Origin of the sequence: Halothiobacillus neapolitanus c2, assembly GCF_000024765.1 — a bacterium.
Classification (GTDB): domain Bacteria; phylum Pseudomonadota; class Gammaproteobacteria; order Halothiobacillales; family Halothiobacillaceae; genus Halothiobacillus; species Halothiobacillus neapolitanus.
In genome coordinates this window covers 945,322-959,420 of sequence record NC_013422.1, presented here as the reverse complement: position 1 = coordinate 959,420, position 14,099 = coordinate 945,322, and the positions used below count along the sequence as shown (strand labels likewise).

Below are 14,099 nucleotides of genomic sequence, written 5' to 3'. Positions count from 1 at the left end.
ATCGCGAAACCTTGGAGGAAAGGACTCCCCGTACAGGGTCTACAATCTCATTTCGCCAACGTTCGAAGCGATTGAGCGCCAGTCAAAAGCCATGAAGAGCCGGGCTGGCAAAACAAACAAAAATTGAATTGGGGAGCCTCATGAAAGCAGACTTAGCCGAACGGATCGCCACCGATCCCGATTTCCAACACCTGATCAAACGCCGTACGGGTTATGGCTGGATGATGGCGTTCATCATCATGTTGGTGTATTTCACCTTCATCCTGCTGATTGCCTACCAACCGCAATTACTGGCCACCAAGATTTCGGCCGGATCAACGATTTCCGTCGGGATTGTCGCGGGCTTCCTGATCATTGTGTTTTCCTTTGTGATGACCGGACTGTACGTGCACAAGGCGAACACACAATTCGATGCGCTCACGGCCAAGATCAAGGAATCCCACGAATGAAAAACCCACTTCTAATGATGGCTGGCCTTGCAGCGCTGGCTACCGCAACGATGGTTTCAACCGGCGCTTTTGCCGCGGATGCAACCCAAAAATCAATCAATGTTCCGGCCGTGAGCATGCTCGTGGTGTTCGTGGTGCTGACTCTGTTCATCACCTGGTGGGCCGCGCAACGCACGCGCACCACCAAGGACTTCTATGCCGCCGGTGGCAATATCACAGGCTTTCAGAATGGTCTGGCTCTGGCGGGCGATTACATGTCTGCCGCCTCGTTTCTCGGGATTGCCGGTCTGGTCTACGCCAACGGTTTCGATGGCCTGATCTACTCCATCGGCTTTCTGGTCGGCTGGCCGATCATGCTGTTCCTGCTGGCGGAAAAACTGCGCAACCTCGGTAAATACACTTTTGCCGATGTCGCCTCCTACCGCCTCTCGCAGATCCCGATTCGCAGTGTTGCCGCCGTATCATCATTGATTGTGGTTGCCATGTACCTCATCGCGCAGATGGTCGGTGCCGGCAAACTGATCGAGATTCTGTTCGGCCTGCCGTACAACTACGCGGTGGTGATCGTCGGCGTACTGATGATTCTGTACGTCACCCTGGGCGGCATGTTGGCGACGACTTGGGTACAAATCATCAAGGCGGTACTGCTGCTCTCCGGCGCTACCTTCATGGCGCTGGCCGTGCTGTATGCCTTCGGTTTCGATTTCAACGCAATGTTCGCCAAGGCCATCGAAATCAGCCCGAAACACGACGCCATCATGGCACCCGGCAGCTTGATCCACGACCCGATCTCCGCCATTTCACTCGGCTTGGCACTGATGTTCGGTGTGGCTGGCTTGCCGCACATTCTGATGCGTTTCTTCACCGTAACCAACGCGAAAGAAGCACGTAAATCCGTGTTTGTCGCCACGGGCTTTATCGGTTACTTCTATGTGTTGACGTTCATCATCGGCTTTGGTGCCATCATCATGGTGTCCACCAATCCCGCCTATCTCGATGCGGCACAGAAGCTGATCGGTGGCAACAACATGGCCGCCATCCACTTGTCGCATGCCATCGGCGGCAACATCTTCCTGGGCTTCATCTCAGCCGTCGCGTTTGCCACCATTCTGGCGGTAGTTTCCGGCCTGACCTTGGCCGGCGCCTCAGCGGTATCGCACGATTTGTATGCCAGTGCCTTCCGCCACGGCCGAGTGGATGAAAAAACCGAGATGCGCGTTTCCCGCTATGCCACCATCACCCTGGGTATTCTGGCTATTTTCCTCGGCATCGCCTTCGAGAAGCAGAACATTGCCTTCATGGTGGGCTTGGCCTTCGCGATTGCCGCCTCGGCCAACTTCCCGATTTTGTTCCTAGCGATTTACTGGAAGAAGCTGACGACTCGCGGCGCCGTGATGGGTGGCCTGGGTGGTCTGTTGACGGCCGTCATCCTGGTTATTCTCTCCAAGAGCGTATGGGTGGATGTGCTCGGCTACTCTAAAGCGATCATGCCGTATGCTTATCCGGCCATCTTCTCGATGCCGGTGGCGTTTGTATTCGCGTGGTTCTTCTCGATCACCGACAACAGCACGCGCGCCGTTGAAGAACGCGCCCGCTTCCACGCTCAATATGTGCGTTCGGAAACCGGCATCGGTGCAGAAGGTGCTGCAAAGCACTGAGCCCCAGAGCCTGAGGCAGGGTGAACTTCATCCTGCTTCAGGCACAGCAAACTTAGATCTGACAGCCTGCTTCAAGCAGGCTTTTTTATGCCCGGCGTTTCCTGCCTGGAAAGATCACTTCGCCCATGCACGCGCCAGTTGACGAATATTGGTCGTATACGCGGGTGTATGCCGATTGCGCTTCATGGCCCAAGGCTGCACGAATCCCTCGCCCGCCAGCTTGAGCGTGTGCTTGCCCATTCGGGCATTGATCGAATCGAGTGTTTGCATCAGTTGATCGGTGCGCCGGTCGTGTTGCGCATCGTGGAATAAATCTGTCCGCGCGCCCTGCCCTTTGGGTTGAATATCCATTAACAAAACACCGACTTTTTGATAGTCATAACCGGCGCGGTAAATCCGGGTTAAACCCTGCTGGGCGATTTTAACGAGCAAGCGGGTATCATCGCTGGCCGCTGCCAAGGGCAGAGTGATGCCCTGGCTATAAAAAGGCCGCGCACTGAATGGACTGGTGCGAATAAAGACCTGCACCATCTGCGCTACGCTGGCTTGCGTTCGAAGCTTTTCGGCCGCGCGGCTCATGTGCGCCGTGATGGCTTGACGCAGTTCGGGCAGATACCAAACCGGTTTGCCAAATGAGCGACTAACGATAATTTGTTGCCGAGGCGCCACCATTGATTCCAGCGGCAGGCAGGAAATACCCTGAAGCTCGCGTACCGTGCGCGCCAATACAACCGAAAATTGTCGCTGAATAATCACCGGATCGGCGCGTTTCAGGTCTAGTGCGGTAACAATTCCCCGCGCGTTGAGCTGTTCTTTCAAGCGCCGCCCGACACCCCAGACATCACCGACATCGACGCAAGCCATCAAACGATCCTGCGCCGATTCCTCCAGCGTGGTCAAATCACACACGCCCTGCCACTGCGGCTGTTTTTTCGCCAGATGATTGGCCAGCTTCGCCAGCGTCTTGGATTCTCCAATCCCGATACCGACCGGGATACCAATCCACTGTGCGACACGCTGGCGCATGCCGTGTGCCAATAACGTCAAATCGACATCCATCCCCCGTAAATCCAAAAAGCATTCATCAATCGAATAGACTTCCTGACGGGGAGAAAAATCGGCCAGTATTCGCATCATGCGGTTACTCATGTCCGCGTAGAGCTCGTAGTTCGACGACAAGGCAATCAAACCGTGCGACTGCGCCATCGACTGAATCTGGAACCACGGCTGCCCCATCGCAATCCCCAGCGCCTTGGCTTCTGCCGAACGGGCGACGGCACAGCCATCGTTATTCGACAAAACCACGACCGGACGCGCCTCAAGTGCCGGGTTGAACACCCGCTCGCAGGACACATAAAAATTATTGCCATCGACCAGCGCAAAAACCGGCTTGCGCCGCGTGCTGTCCAATCGGGGGGATGCTGCAACCGGCATTTTCTCAGCCCAGCGCGTGGATGACGTGAATCACCACACCCCAGACCACCAACTCCTGCTCCGCACCGATCTCGATCACCGGGTAATCCGGGTTTTCCGGCAACAGGCGCACCACGCCGCCACTGGCCGATAACCGCTTGACCGTGAGCTCTCCATCCAGCGCCGCAATCACGATCTTGCCCGATACCGGCTCGATGGCCCGATCGACAATCAGCATATCGCCATCGTGAATCCCGGCATTGATCATCGAATCCCCCTGCACGCGCAGAAAGAACGTGGCTTCCTTGTGCCGGATCAAATGCCGGTTCAGGTCGATGCGCTCCTCGACATAATCATCGGCTGGGGAAGGAAACCCTGCCGCAATCCGATAACCGAACAGGGGCAACGTCAACACGGGCGCCACAGTGGCCGGTTGCAGCGGGATCAACCCCGATGCGGTCAGCAAATCAGACCAGGCATCCGGTGAAAGCGGTTTCGTACTGGCCCTCGCACGGGTAATGACTGGCATATCGCCCACTTGATTTGGGGGTTTTTGGTCCTCGCCATTCACAGCGGGCAAGGTATCCAGTAAAGCCTTGACCACAGTAACCCGGCTTTGCGGCACCCGAACCGGCACCGTGGGCTCGCCCCAACGTCCCTGACCCTTGGGCCGCCCCGCCCCAGAACGCGCACCGCCATGCCCGTTGGCATCGGCACGTCGCTTTTTGGGGGGTGATGAACGACCGGATGAGTCCACGGCATAGCCTCTTGAATACAGTTACGTTATTCAAGAGGATAATTCATAACCGGAGTAAAAGGCAATCACTGAACCGACTATGGACGATCTTAGCCACCCGAATGACTGATGAAAAGATAGGCGGTCAGAATGAATCCCAGCGCCGCCACGGCCAGGTTTGTCAGCACGCCCATATTGACCCAGTAGCCTTGCGGCACCTCGTTCGGGTTCAGTGTGCGCAACACCTTGCGATATTGCACGACGGCCAGGGCACTCGATGCGGCCCCCAGCCAAATAAACGCCATGCCGATCCAGAACGACAAACCGTGATCCAGTGGTTTCTCCGGCAACCGAGCCAACATCGTCACGAACAGATCAAATCGCTCGATCACGAAACCGAACGCCATCAGCGTCAAACCGGTACGGTTCCACGCCATCAAGGTACGTTCGGCCGCAAAAAATACCCGGGGGTCATTCAGATCGGACATGTATGCTCCTCAGAGGAACCTCTACTTGATCTCGGGATTTTCCGCTTTCAGATTGATTGGACGCGGCTCTGTCGGCCTGCTGACAGCTCCAAGGCACAATCGGGAAACTATGTTTCAAAACGCTGAAACTGATGTCACAGCCGCTTACTGGGCAATCAGCACAACCCACAAGTTAAGGATACTGTGGCTCAGGCAACGCCTCAAATGCTGGTCTCGAGAACAAATAACCTTGGTACAAGAAAACGCCCGAAGCTTCGAGGCACGACCATTCTTCAAGCGTTTCAACCCCTTCTGCAACCACGCCGATACCCAATTCCTTGCACATGCTTACCGTCGCACGCACGACCGCTTGCCGACCCGCATCATGGTCAATATTGCGGATCAGATTCAAATCCAGCTTGATCACATCCGGACGAATCTCGATCAGGTGATTCAAACCAGCATATCCTTCACCAAAATCATCAAGCGCGATGGTAAATCCTTCTGTGCGATAAACCTCGATGATGTCCATCAGATGTTTTCGATCAACAATCTGATCCGCCTCGGCAATTTCAAAAATCAGGCGCTTCGGATCCAGATCATAAAGGCGTGCGGCCTCAAGCGTTGCTCTGATACAGGTTGAGGCGCGATAAACCGCGTTCGGCATAAAATTGATACTGAGCTTGGTGTCTGGATCTCTTGAGGCAAAACCCAACTCTGAAACCAAGCGGATGGCGGTAACCCGTGCCGCTTGGTCGAAAAAATAGCGATTATCGGTGTTGATCTGACTCAGCACCGACAGCGCAGGCTCCCCAGCACGCCCTCGAACGAGGGCCTCGTAAGCGTATATACGCTTGGTCGCCGTGTTGACGATAGGCTGGAAGGCCATGGATATTGGAATATTGAATTGGCCGTCAATACAATCTTTGCATGTGACCTGCCTTACTCCATCAGGAAACATAATTCCTTTTTGATTTGGCATCGTGGGCTCCATAAGCATGTTCGGTTTGAAGCAATATTCGAAAAATACAAGGCAGAGCCGTCAGCATGAAGGCGTAACTGCTGGCCCGTAAGGGTCCTTTGAAGAATCACGAATTACTGAGCTCTGCTCAGCTTTAGCTATCAGATTAAACGGACGGCCGCGCCTTGTAAAACCGAACAGGCGCAGTCTGGACTTCTTTAACCTTCGATTGCGCCACGCTCCGCTTGAGTTTACCGACGACGTGCATTTCGCAGGGTTTGCAATCGAACACCAGTTTGAGCTTTTCGCTGCCGTTGATCAGTTCGAGTGGTTCGGCCTTGATGGTGCCATGCACGCCAGTCACGCCGCGGGTCTGTTTGGGGCAGAGGCTGAGTGAATAGCGCACGCAGTGCTTGGTGATCATCAGCGAGACGTCGCCCGCTTCCTCGTGTGCTTCGAAGGCGGCTTCAATCAACTTCACACCATGCTTGGCGTAGAAATCACGCGCCTTGTGGTTGAACACGTTGGCAAGGTAGCTGAGGGTGTCTTCGGGGTACGGCACCGGCGGGTCCACCGGTTTGGCACGGGGCAGGCGTTGCAACGCGGCCTTGCGCGCGGCCTCAAGGGCCTCGATGCCTTCTCGGCGCAGGTTATTGACGAGCGAGGCGGGCACGAACCAGGGCTGGCTAAGGTTGAGCACGATTTCTACGGGATTGAAAATCGTGGTGCCCAGCTTGCCAAGGTTCTCGCGCAGGCTGCTCTCGCTGCGGGATGCGTCCTTGGCGGGCTCCTTGGCGATGGCAAGCGTTGCTGTGGCGCTGCAACCGCCTTCGTCGGTCAGGTTCAGCGCGAGGCCATCGGCGGTTTCATCCAGCCGCATGCGCACATCGATACGGCGCTCGGCGGATTTTTTGTCCATGAGCCGCTGCCAGTTCATATCGCGGTTGCGATTGAGTTCGGTGCCGATTTTCAGGTGGCGCAGCTCTGCAATCGGATCTTTGGGCACAACCCGCCAGCGGCCAGCCGCTATTTTTTCGGCGGTATTGATCGCCATGCCGACCAGTTCCTTGTGCAGGTCGAAATAGCACAGGCCGTCGCCGTTATTGAGCAACATGTCGGCATCGGTTTCGATCTCGACGGTATCTTTGCCGATTTTGTTCACCCAGCCAATCCGACGGCCGGGGTTCTTGGGCGAGTCGAACGCACCAATGTCTTCTCTGCGACCCTGCACGAAATAGTCGGTTGCGTCGCGGTTGAAGTTCTGCGCGGGATCGGGCGTGAAGTTGAATGTACTGTGCCCACTGGACGTGTGGCTCAACTCAGGGCGCTGTTCGAGAATGCCGTCCAGCAAGCCGCGATAGTGGGCGGTGATGTTTTTCACATAGCCCATGTCTTTGTAACGGCCTTCGATCTTGAAGCTCTGGATGCCCGCATCGATCAATGCGGCGAGGTTGGCGCTCTGATCGTTGTCTTTCATCGACAGCACATGCTTGTCGTGGGCGATAATGCGACCCTCGGCGTCGCGCACTTCATACGGCAGGCGACAAGCCTGATTGCACTCACCGCGATTGGCGCTGCGACCAGTATGCGCCTCTGAAATGAAGCACTGCCCCGAATACGCCACACACAACGCGCCGTGGATGAAAAACTCCAAGGGCACGGTGGTAGCAGAACGAATGGCCTTGATCTGCTCCAGGCTCAGCTCGCGCGCCAGCACCAGTTGCGACAGCCCCGCATCTTGCAAAAAGCGCGCCTTCTCGGGAGTACGGATGTCGCATTGGGTACTGGCATGCAACTGGATGGGCGGCAGGTCGAGTTCGAGCAAGCCCATGTCTTGAATAATGAGCGAATCGACGCCCGCATCGTAGAGTTGGTGCGCCAGCTTGCGGGCTGGTTCAAGCTCGTCATCCCGCAGGATGGTGTTGAGCGTGACGTGGACGCGCGCATGAAAACGGTGCGCATAGTCGACCAAACGGGCGATATCGGCCACGTCGTTATCCGCACTTTTGCGCGCACCAAAACCGGGCCCGCCGATATAGACCGCATCGGCGCCGTGGTTAATGGCTTCGATGCCGATGTCCGCATCCCGTGCGGGGGCGAGCAATTCAAGTTGGCCGCTATTCATATTAGCCCCGCATGCCAATGCCCTTGCGGAACAGGCGCAAGGTATAGGCAAACAGAACCACAATGGTCACCAGCAAAATCAAATAAGCCGTGTAGACAGGCACATCACTGATGCCCAGCATGGCATAACGAAAACCGTTGATGATGTAGAGAATCGGGTTGAACATCGACACCTGCTGCCAGAACGGCGGCAACATGTGGATGGAGTAGAACACACCGCCGAGGTAGGTAAGCGGCGTCAGCACGAAGGTCGGCACGATGGAAATATGGTCGAAACTATTGGCATAAATGGCGTTAATCATGCCACCGAGCGAGAACACCGCCGAGGTCAATGCGGCCACGAGAATTAAAGCCAACACATCGTGCACCTGCAAATCGGCGAAAAACAACGCGACCAAGGTAACGGCCGCGCCGACCGACAGCCCACGCGCCACACCCCCTGCCAAATAGCCGAGGATAATCAGCCAGTGCGGCATGGGTGAGACGAGCAGCTCTTCAACGTGTCGCGCAAATTTCGCGCCGTAAAATGACGAGACCACATTGGCGTAACTTTGGGTAATCACCGCCATCAGAATCAGGCCGGGCACGAGATAGTTGATGTAGGGCACGCCATCGATTTCACCGACGCGCGGGCCGATTAGATGGCCGAACACCACGAAATACAACGAGGTCATGATCATGGGCGGCAATATCGTTTGCAGCCAGATGCGGCCAAAACGCAAAATTTCACGCGATACCAACATGAAAAAGGCATTGGTCATCTGCCGGGCGCTCATGCCTTGGGCCGGACGGGTGAATTCTCCGGAAATGGGCAGTTCCTTTTGGGTTTTCATGCTGCGGGCTCCGTACTGTTCTGAACCAATCGCAAAAACAATTCTTCGAGTCGATTGTTTTTGTTTTTCATTCGATTGACTTCGATTCCGTGACCACGCAGCACGTCGAACACCTCCGTGAGTGATTGCGCGTTGGACAGCACCACTTCGATCACATCCGCTTCAATCAGGCGCGCATCCATGGCGGGTAGGGTCGGCAGCGAGGCCACGGCCGCGTCACAATAAAGCACGAAGGTTTCTTGCGATACCGAATCGAGCAAGGCGCGCATGTTGGTGTTTTCGATGATGCGCCCTTCATTGATGATGGCGATATTGCGGCACAACTGCTCGGCTTCTTCTAGGTAATGCGTGGTGAGGATGATGGTGGTGCCCTGCTCGTTGATTTCGGTGAGAAACTGCCACATGCCGCGGCGCAATTCGATATCAACCCCAGCGGTTGGTTCATCGAGAATCAATAAACGGGGCTCATGCACCAGCGCGCGGGCGATCATCAGGCGGCGCTTCATGCCACCGGAAAGCTGGCGCGACATGCTCTTGCGCTTTTCCCATAGCCCCAATTGTTTGAGCAAATGCTCGCTGCGCTCACGCGCTTTTTTGCGGGTTAGGCCATAAAAGCCGCCCTGATTGATAACCACTTCTTCGACCGGTTCGAACTGGTTGAAGTTAAATTCCTGCGGCACGATGCCAATCTGCATCTTGACCCAATTACGATCCTGATCGAGATCGTGACCGAACACTTTCACCACACCGCTGGTTTTGTTCACCAACGAGCACAACACGCCGATGGTGGTGGATTTGCCCGCGCCATTGGGGCCAAGCAGCGCAAAGAAATCGCCCGGCTCGATGGTCAGATCAATGCCTTTGAGCGCTTCGGCGCCGCCAGCGTAGGTTTTAGTGAGGTTATGTATTTCGACAGCAGGAGTCATAAGTCTCGATTTAAATGTTAGGGGTGTCAGGTGAACAAAACTAAAGAACGGTGACGCGCACTCGGCACCCGATTTCTGAGCGCAAAAGCTCAGGCACTTCGCGCCGCGGGCAGATGCCAATGATAAACGATGCCCAGTGCGCGGACGACCAACGCCACAATAAACCCGAGAATCAAAGCCCAGATCGGCTGGTGCAAGACCACGACTAAAAGCGCATAGACCACACCACCCGACAGCGCAGCGCTGGCGTAGATCTCACGATGCAACAATAACGGCGGCTCGCCTGCCAGCACATCGCGGATCAAACCACCGAATGCCGCCGTCATCATGCCCATGATGATCGCGATGAACGGACTGGTACCCGTGCTCAGGGCGATTTGAACACCCAGCACGCTAAACACCGCCAATCCGATGGCATCGGCCCACAACAACCACGAATATCGGCGACGAATATGGGGCACGAAATAAAAGGTGACCAAAGATGTCAACACACAGAGCACAATGTACTCCCAATGAGATACCCAGAACACGGGGCGATCCAGAATCAAATCGCGCAGCGTGCCACCGCCGATCCCTGTCACGGTGGCCAGAATGGCAAAGCCCATCCAGTCCATACCCTTGCGCGCCGCGACCAACGCGCCAGAAATGGCAAACACAACCGTGCCGAAATAGTCTAAGCCTCGCAGCAAATCGGCAATGTGCACAGCCGTTTCCCTCTATTGATTTGCCTGAAGGCTGCTAAGGAAAAATCACCCCAGCAGCCCATTACTTTCACCCAGGTCCGTCAGCCACGCCATCAATGGCATTGTCGTGCGTCAACGGCCCGATTTTCCGAGCAAAATACTCGGGCGAATTACTCGGGCGATTCGGCTATTGTACGAGATTGTTGAGACGCATACACCTCGCGCCACCGGTTTAACCTTGCGGGCATCACGAGCGTATCACCCACCATGACCATTGGAGCAATCATGGGCGAAACCATGAGCCTTTTCGATCACGATCTGATCCGTCGCTACGACAAATCCGGACCGCGCTACACCTCATACCCCACGGCCGTGCAATTTCACGATCAATTTAATGAATCGGACTACCGAGCAGCGGCGGCCCGTTCCAACGCGGCAGGTGGCCCGCTGTCGATCTATACCCACATTCCCTTCTGCGACACGGTGTGCTACTACTGCGCCTGCAACAAGGTGGTCACCAAAGATCGCGCTCGCGCCCAACCCTACGTGGACGATGTGGTTCTGGAATTGGCATTGCAAGGCAAGCTCTTCGGCCAAGGACGAGCCGTTGATCAGCTTCATTGGGGCGGCGGAACACCCACCTTTTTATCCGATGCGCAAATGCGCCAAATCATGGAAGCGACCGGACGACATTTTGAGCTCAAAACGGATGACACGGGCGAATATTCCATCGAAATCGACCCGCGCGAAGCCGATGCCGGAACGATTGCCGTGCTGCGCGATCTTGGCTTCAACCGCATCAGTCTGGGCGTACAGGACTTCGATGAGCGAGTGCAGGAAGCGGTCAACCGCATTCAAAGTTATGCCGAAACCAAAGAAGTGGTTGATGCCGCCCGCGCAGAAGGATTCCACGGCGTTAGTCTGGATTTGATTTACGGCCTGCCGCACCAAAGCCGTGATTCATTCCTGCGCACGCTCGATACCGTGATCGAAATGGCGCCGGATCGGCTGTCGATTTTCAACTACGCGCACCTGCCGACCCGCTTCAAACCGCAGCGGCGCATCAATACCGAAGACCTGCCGAACGCCGCCGAAAAACTCCGCATTCTGGGCGGTAGCATCGAACGATTGCAGGAAGCGGGCTATGTGTTAATTGGCATGGATCACTTCGCCAAGCCGGACGACCCGCTGGCCATCGCGCAACGCAACGGCACGCTGCACCGCAATTTTCAGGGATACTCCACCCATGCCGAATGCGACATGGTGGCCGTGGGCGTATCGTCGATCAGTCAGGTCGGCGGCGCCTTCAGTCAAAACACCAAGGATCTGGTAGCCTATCACGAGGCCGTCAGCGCGGGTCGTTTGCCCATCGAACGCGGCTATGTGCTCACTGATGAAGATCATCTGCGTCGATTCGTCATCAGCGAAATCATCAGCCACTTCCGTCTCGATTTCGCTCAGGTGGAACAAAAATTCGGCATTTCGTTTGCATCGCACTTTGCCAAAGCCCTATCCGAACTCCAGCCGATGGTGGCCGACGAGCTACTTCGACTCGACAATGATCACCTGGAAGTACTGCCCCGTGGCCGCCTGCTGATTCGCAATATCTGCATGGCATTCGACGAATACCTCAATCCCGAGGGATTACAATGCTTCTCGAAAGTCATTTAGTAAAGGGCATGGAAGCCCTGCCGACGTCTCTCCCAAATGGAGTGGCAAGTTGTCTTGCCGAATAACGCCAGTACCCAGACGGGGGAAAACTTCAACCCATGTCCGCTGTCGAATCCAAACATGATGGGCTATGTTGGCCATATTCGATCAGGCCTTGACTGTATTCAAACGAAGCATAAGTGTCAGCGGATGATGCGGTAACTCCTGAAAGCCACAATGCTCGTAGAACTGCTTGGCCTGCTCGTGGAGCGCATGAACAAGCAATGCAAGAACGCCCGTGTTTTGCGATACGGTAATGGCTCGATTGACTGCGTCTTGCAACATAGCCGCCCCAGTTTGATGCCTTGCGCCCGGCGAACTACAGCCAGCCTGCCAAGCACCATGACGGGCACTGGGTCAAGCATATTGCGTCGAACCGCGCTGGTCGCCAGTTGATGAGTGACGGCTCCCGCTGCCATGGCGTAAAAGCCACGCACGCTATTTCCTTCATCCACGACCACGAATGTTCTGCTGGTGCCACTGAGCTGATTGGTCATCGCACGACGCTTAAGCCACTCGCCTAGGGCATGTTCACCACACTCAAAATCATTTAACCGATGCGTGGCGACCAGGGATTCTAGCCCGTTTTCACGGACGGTTGTAAAAAGGCTAAAAACTTCTGATCCTGCCTGGCGAGTCTACGTCGCATCGGTGGGTTGTGGAACCGCTCTATATAATCGAATAAGTCCGACCGTGCCATATTCAGGGTTCGGTAAATCGTACGATGCACCCGCTCCCGTTTGAGCATCCCGAAAAAGCCCTCACAAGCGGCGTTATCACCACAATGACCAACCGCACTCATGCTGCAGATCAAGGCGTTCTTCTCTAGAAATCGCTGGTAGTCATCACTGGTGAACTGACACCCCCGGTCCGAGTGCAGAATGACAGGCCCGATGCCCTGCCGTTGCCAGAGCGCCATCTCCACTGCCCGAATGACCATATGTCGATCCTGACGATGATGCATGGACCAACCAATCACCAGTTTGCTGAACAAGTCGATAACAACACAGAGGAATAACTTACCCTCCAGGGTGGCTATTTCCGTGATGTCGGTCACCCATTTGGTTTGTGGCTCCAATGCCGTGAAATCCCGCTGCAGGTGATTGCGCACATGATGAGGTCGCAAGTTGCTGCGGCCCGACCATCGTCGTCCCTTGCGTCTAGGCCAACCATATATCCCATTGGCAGCCATCAGGCGGGCAATCCGGTTTCGACTAGCAGTTTCACCTTCAGCGCTCAGATCTTCATGCATACGAGGGGCGCCAATAACCCCTTGGCTGTCCTCATGGATCGAACGAATCCGTTCGAGGAAACGATCATTATCCAAAGACCGGGAACTTGGTTGGCGATCCTGCCAAGCGTAGTAGCCGCTGGATGAAACATTCAGGCAGCGGCACATAAGTCGTACGGGGTACTCCTGGCGGCAACGCCGAATCATCGAGTACCGTTCGATGATCCCTTCGCGAAGTACATTGACGCGTCTCTTAAAAAATCTCGTTCCTTCTTGACCTGGGCCAGTTCACGCTTCAATCGTGCCAACTCCTGATCTCGAGGGCTACCCGTTCCTGTGAACGACGTGCCCAAACCCGCATCCGCTTCCCGCACCCAGCGCGACAGCATGTTGGGGTTGACGCCGATATCAAGTGCCACCTGGCGGCAACTGACACCTGGCTGACGCGTCAACACCACGGCCTCATGTTTGAATTCAAGGCTGAATTTTCTTCTCTTGATTATAAACACTCCTTGACTCCATTATGGGGCTTCTTGGAAGTGTCCGTGTTATCGGGGTAGAACCCATATGAGGCACTGGACCCCAAAGATCCGAGCAAATACATCGGCCTAGATATTGATCTGGCTGAAGCACTTGGAAGTTGCCTGGGATTTAACGTGTCCTACAAACCGGTTGCGTTTGCGGCATTGCTGCCAACACTGCAAAGTGGCCAGGCGGACCTTGTGATTTCTGACATCTATGCGACGAAAGAGCGCGCCAAAGCTGCCGACTTCATTACTTACTCGAAAGTATTTGATGGTGTGCTCGTTGCAAAAGGCAACCCGAAAAATATCACGGGGTATCAATTTTTCTCTACGCGGGACAACCGCGGCAGAGAACACCAGTTTTGTTGAAGTTCCTCTAATACA

At 55.3% G+C, this 14,099-nt stretch carries 14 protein-coding genes; 4 read left to right on the top strand and 10 right to left on the bottom strand.

Going from position 1 to position 14,099, the window contains the following annotated elements; all coding sequences use genetic code 11:
- Nucleotides 1–140: 140 nt before the first annotated feature.
- Nucleotides 141–449, top strand: coding sequence for a DUF485 domain-containing protein (locus HNEAP_RS04490; RefSeq protein WP_012823767.1), 309 nt, complete (start codon nucleotides 141–143; stop codon nucleotides 447–449).
- Entirely contained in the window at nucleotides 446–2,107 is a 1,662-nt protein-coding gene (locus HNEAP_RS04485; RefSeq protein WP_012823766.1) for a cation acetate symporter, read from the top strand. Before HNEAP_RS04490 ends, HNEAP_RS04485 begins: the two co-directional genes overlap by 4 nt.
- A gap of 114 nt (nucleotides 2,108–2,221) precedes the next feature.
- Here HNEAP_RS04485 and HNEAP_RS04480 read toward each other — a convergent pair whose 3' ends face one another.
- The 8 genes from HNEAP_RS04480 to HNEAP_RS04445 all read right to left on the bottom strand — a co-directional run bounded on the left by HNEAP_RS04480 (nucleotide 2,222) and on the right by HNEAP_RS04445 (nucleotide 10,271).
- Entirely contained in the window at nucleotides 2,222–3,541 is a 1,320-nt protein-coding gene (locus tag HNEAP_RS04480) for a Y-family DNA polymerase (protein ID WP_012823765.1), read from the bottom strand.
- Nucleotides 3,542–3,545: 4 nt separating this feature from the next.
- Complete coding sequence (locus HNEAP_RS13135; RefSeq protein WP_012823764.1) at nucleotides 3,546–4,277, bottom strand: LexA family protein; 732 nt, start codon at nucleotides 4,275–4,277, stop codon at nucleotides 3,546–3,548.
- Between the two features lie 89 nt (nucleotides 4,278–4,366).
- Entirely contained in the window at nucleotides 4,367–4,744 is a 378-nt protein-coding gene (locus tag HNEAP_RS04470; protein WP_012823763.1) for a YidH family protein, read from the bottom strand.
- Nucleotides 4,745–4,916: 172 nt separating this feature from the next.
- Nucleotides 4,917–5,705 carry an EAL domain-containing protein gene (locus tag HNEAP_RS04465; protein ID WP_012823762.1) on the bottom strand — a complete coding sequence of 263 codons (789 nt, stop codon included), beginning with the start codon at nucleotides 5,703–5,705 and terminating at the stop codon, nucleotides 4,917–4,919.
- A gap of 145 nt (nucleotides 5,706–5,850) precedes the next feature.
- Complete coding sequence (locus tag HNEAP_RS04460) at nucleotides 5,851–7,809, bottom strand: peptidase U32 family protein (protein WP_012823761.1); 1,959 nt, start codon at nucleotides 7,807–7,809, stop codon at nucleotides 5,851–5,853.
- Between the two features lies 1 nt (nucleotide 7,810).
- Complete coding sequence (locus HNEAP_RS04455; RefSeq protein WP_041600710.1) at nucleotides 7,811–8,584, bottom strand: ABC transporter permease; 774 nt, start codon at nucleotides 8,582–8,584, stop codon at nucleotides 7,811–7,813.
- Between the two features lie 53 nt (nucleotides 8,585–8,637).
- Nucleotides 8,638–9,567 carry an ABC transporter ATP-binding protein gene (locus HNEAP_RS04450; protein WP_012823759.1) on the bottom strand — a complete coding sequence of 310 codons (930 nt, stop codon included), beginning with the start codon at nucleotides 9,565–9,567 and terminating at the stop codon, nucleotides 8,638–8,640.
- A gap of 89 nt (nucleotides 9,568–9,656) precedes the next feature.
- Nucleotides 9,657–10,271 carry a trimeric intracellular cation channel family protein gene (locus tag HNEAP_RS04445; RefSeq protein ID WP_012823758.1) on the bottom strand — a complete coding sequence of 205 codons (615 nt, stop codon included), beginning with the start codon at nucleotides 10,269–10,271 and terminating at the stop codon, nucleotides 9,657–9,659.
- Nucleotides 10,272–10,517: 246 nt separating this feature from the next.
- On the opposite strand from HNEAP_RS04445, the gene hemN reads away from it, so the two are divergent.
- Nucleotides 10,518–11,921, top strand: coding sequence for an oxygen-independent coproporphyrinogen III oxidase (hemN, locus tag HNEAP_RS04440; RefSeq protein ID WP_419185602.1), 1,404 nt, complete (start codon nucleotides 10,518–10,520; stop codon nucleotides 11,919–11,921).
- Between the two features lie 147 nt (nucleotides 11,922–12,068).
- Here the strand turns inward: hemN and HNEAP_RS12950 are convergent, their stop codons facing one another.
- Entirely contained in the window at nucleotides 12,069–12,245 is a 177-nt protein-coding gene (locus HNEAP_RS12950; protein ID WP_243726306.1) for a hypothetical protein, read from the bottom strand.
- Between the two features lie 292 nt (nucleotides 12,246–12,537).
- Nucleotides 12,538–13,694 (bottom strand): IS3 family transposase gene (locus tag HNEAP_RS04430; protein WP_133484608.1). Its coding sequence is split into 2 segments (ribosomal slippage): nucleotides 12,538–13,445 and nucleotides 13,445–13,694, totalling 1,158 coding nucleotides; the frame shifts between segments, so codons are not numbered across the junction.
- A gap of 72 nt (nucleotides 13,695–13,766) precedes the next feature.
- Between HNEAP_RS04430 and HNEAP_RS12785 the strand changes: the two genes are divergently transcribed.
- On the top strand, nucleotides 13,767–14,084 hold the full coding sequence (locus HNEAP_RS12785) for a transporter substrate-binding domain-containing protein (RefSeq protein ID WP_208107176.1): 318 nt from the start codon (nucleotides 13,767–13,769) through the stop codon (nucleotides 14,082–14,084).
- Nucleotides 14,085–14,099 lie beyond the last annotated feature (15 nt).

What these genes read in the sequence shown, in the direction of transcription:
- HNEAP_RS04490 (WP_012823767.1), top strand. Translation starts at nt 141, where the DNA reads ATGAAAGCAGACTTAGCCGAACGGATCGCCACCGATCCCGATTTCCAA.
- HNEAP_RS04485 (WP_012823766.1), top strand. Translation starts at nt 446, where the DNA reads ATGAAAAACCCACTTCTAATGATGGCTGGCCTTGCAGCGCTGGCTACC.
- HNEAP_RS04480 (WP_012823765.1), bottom strand. Translation starts at nt 3,541, where the DNA reads ATGCCGGTTGCAGCATCCCCCCGATTGGACAGCACGCGGCGCAAGCCG.
- HNEAP_RS04470 (WP_012823763.1), bottom strand. Translation starts at nt 4,744, where the DNA reads ATGTCCGATCTGAATGACCCCCGGGTATTTTTTGCGGCCGAACGTACC.
- HNEAP_RS04465 (WP_012823762.1), bottom strand. Translation starts at nt 5,705, where the DNA reads ATGCCAAATCAAAAAGGAATTATGTTTCCTGATGGAGTAAGGCAGGTC.
- HNEAP_RS04460 (WP_012823761.1), bottom strand. Translation starts at nt 7,809, where the DNA reads ATGAATAGCGGCCAACTTGAATTGCTCGCCCCCGCACGGGATGCGGAC.
- HNEAP_RS04455 (WP_041600710.1), bottom strand. Translation starts at nt 8,584, where the DNA reads ATGAGCGCCCGGCAGATGACCAATGCCTTTTTCATGTTGGTATCGCGT.
- HNEAP_RS04450 (WP_012823759.1), bottom strand. Translation starts at nt 9,567, where the DNA reads ATGACTCCTGCTGTCGAAATACATAACCTCACTAAAACCTACGCTGGC.
- hemN (WP_419185602.1), top strand. Translation starts at nt 10,518, where the DNA reads ATGACCATTGGAGCAATCATGGGCGAAACCATGAGCCTTTTCGATCAC.
- HNEAP_RS12950 (WP_243726306.1), bottom strand. Translation starts at nt 12,245, where the DNA reads ATGTTGCAAGACGCAGTCAATCGAGCCATTACCGTATCGCAAAACACG.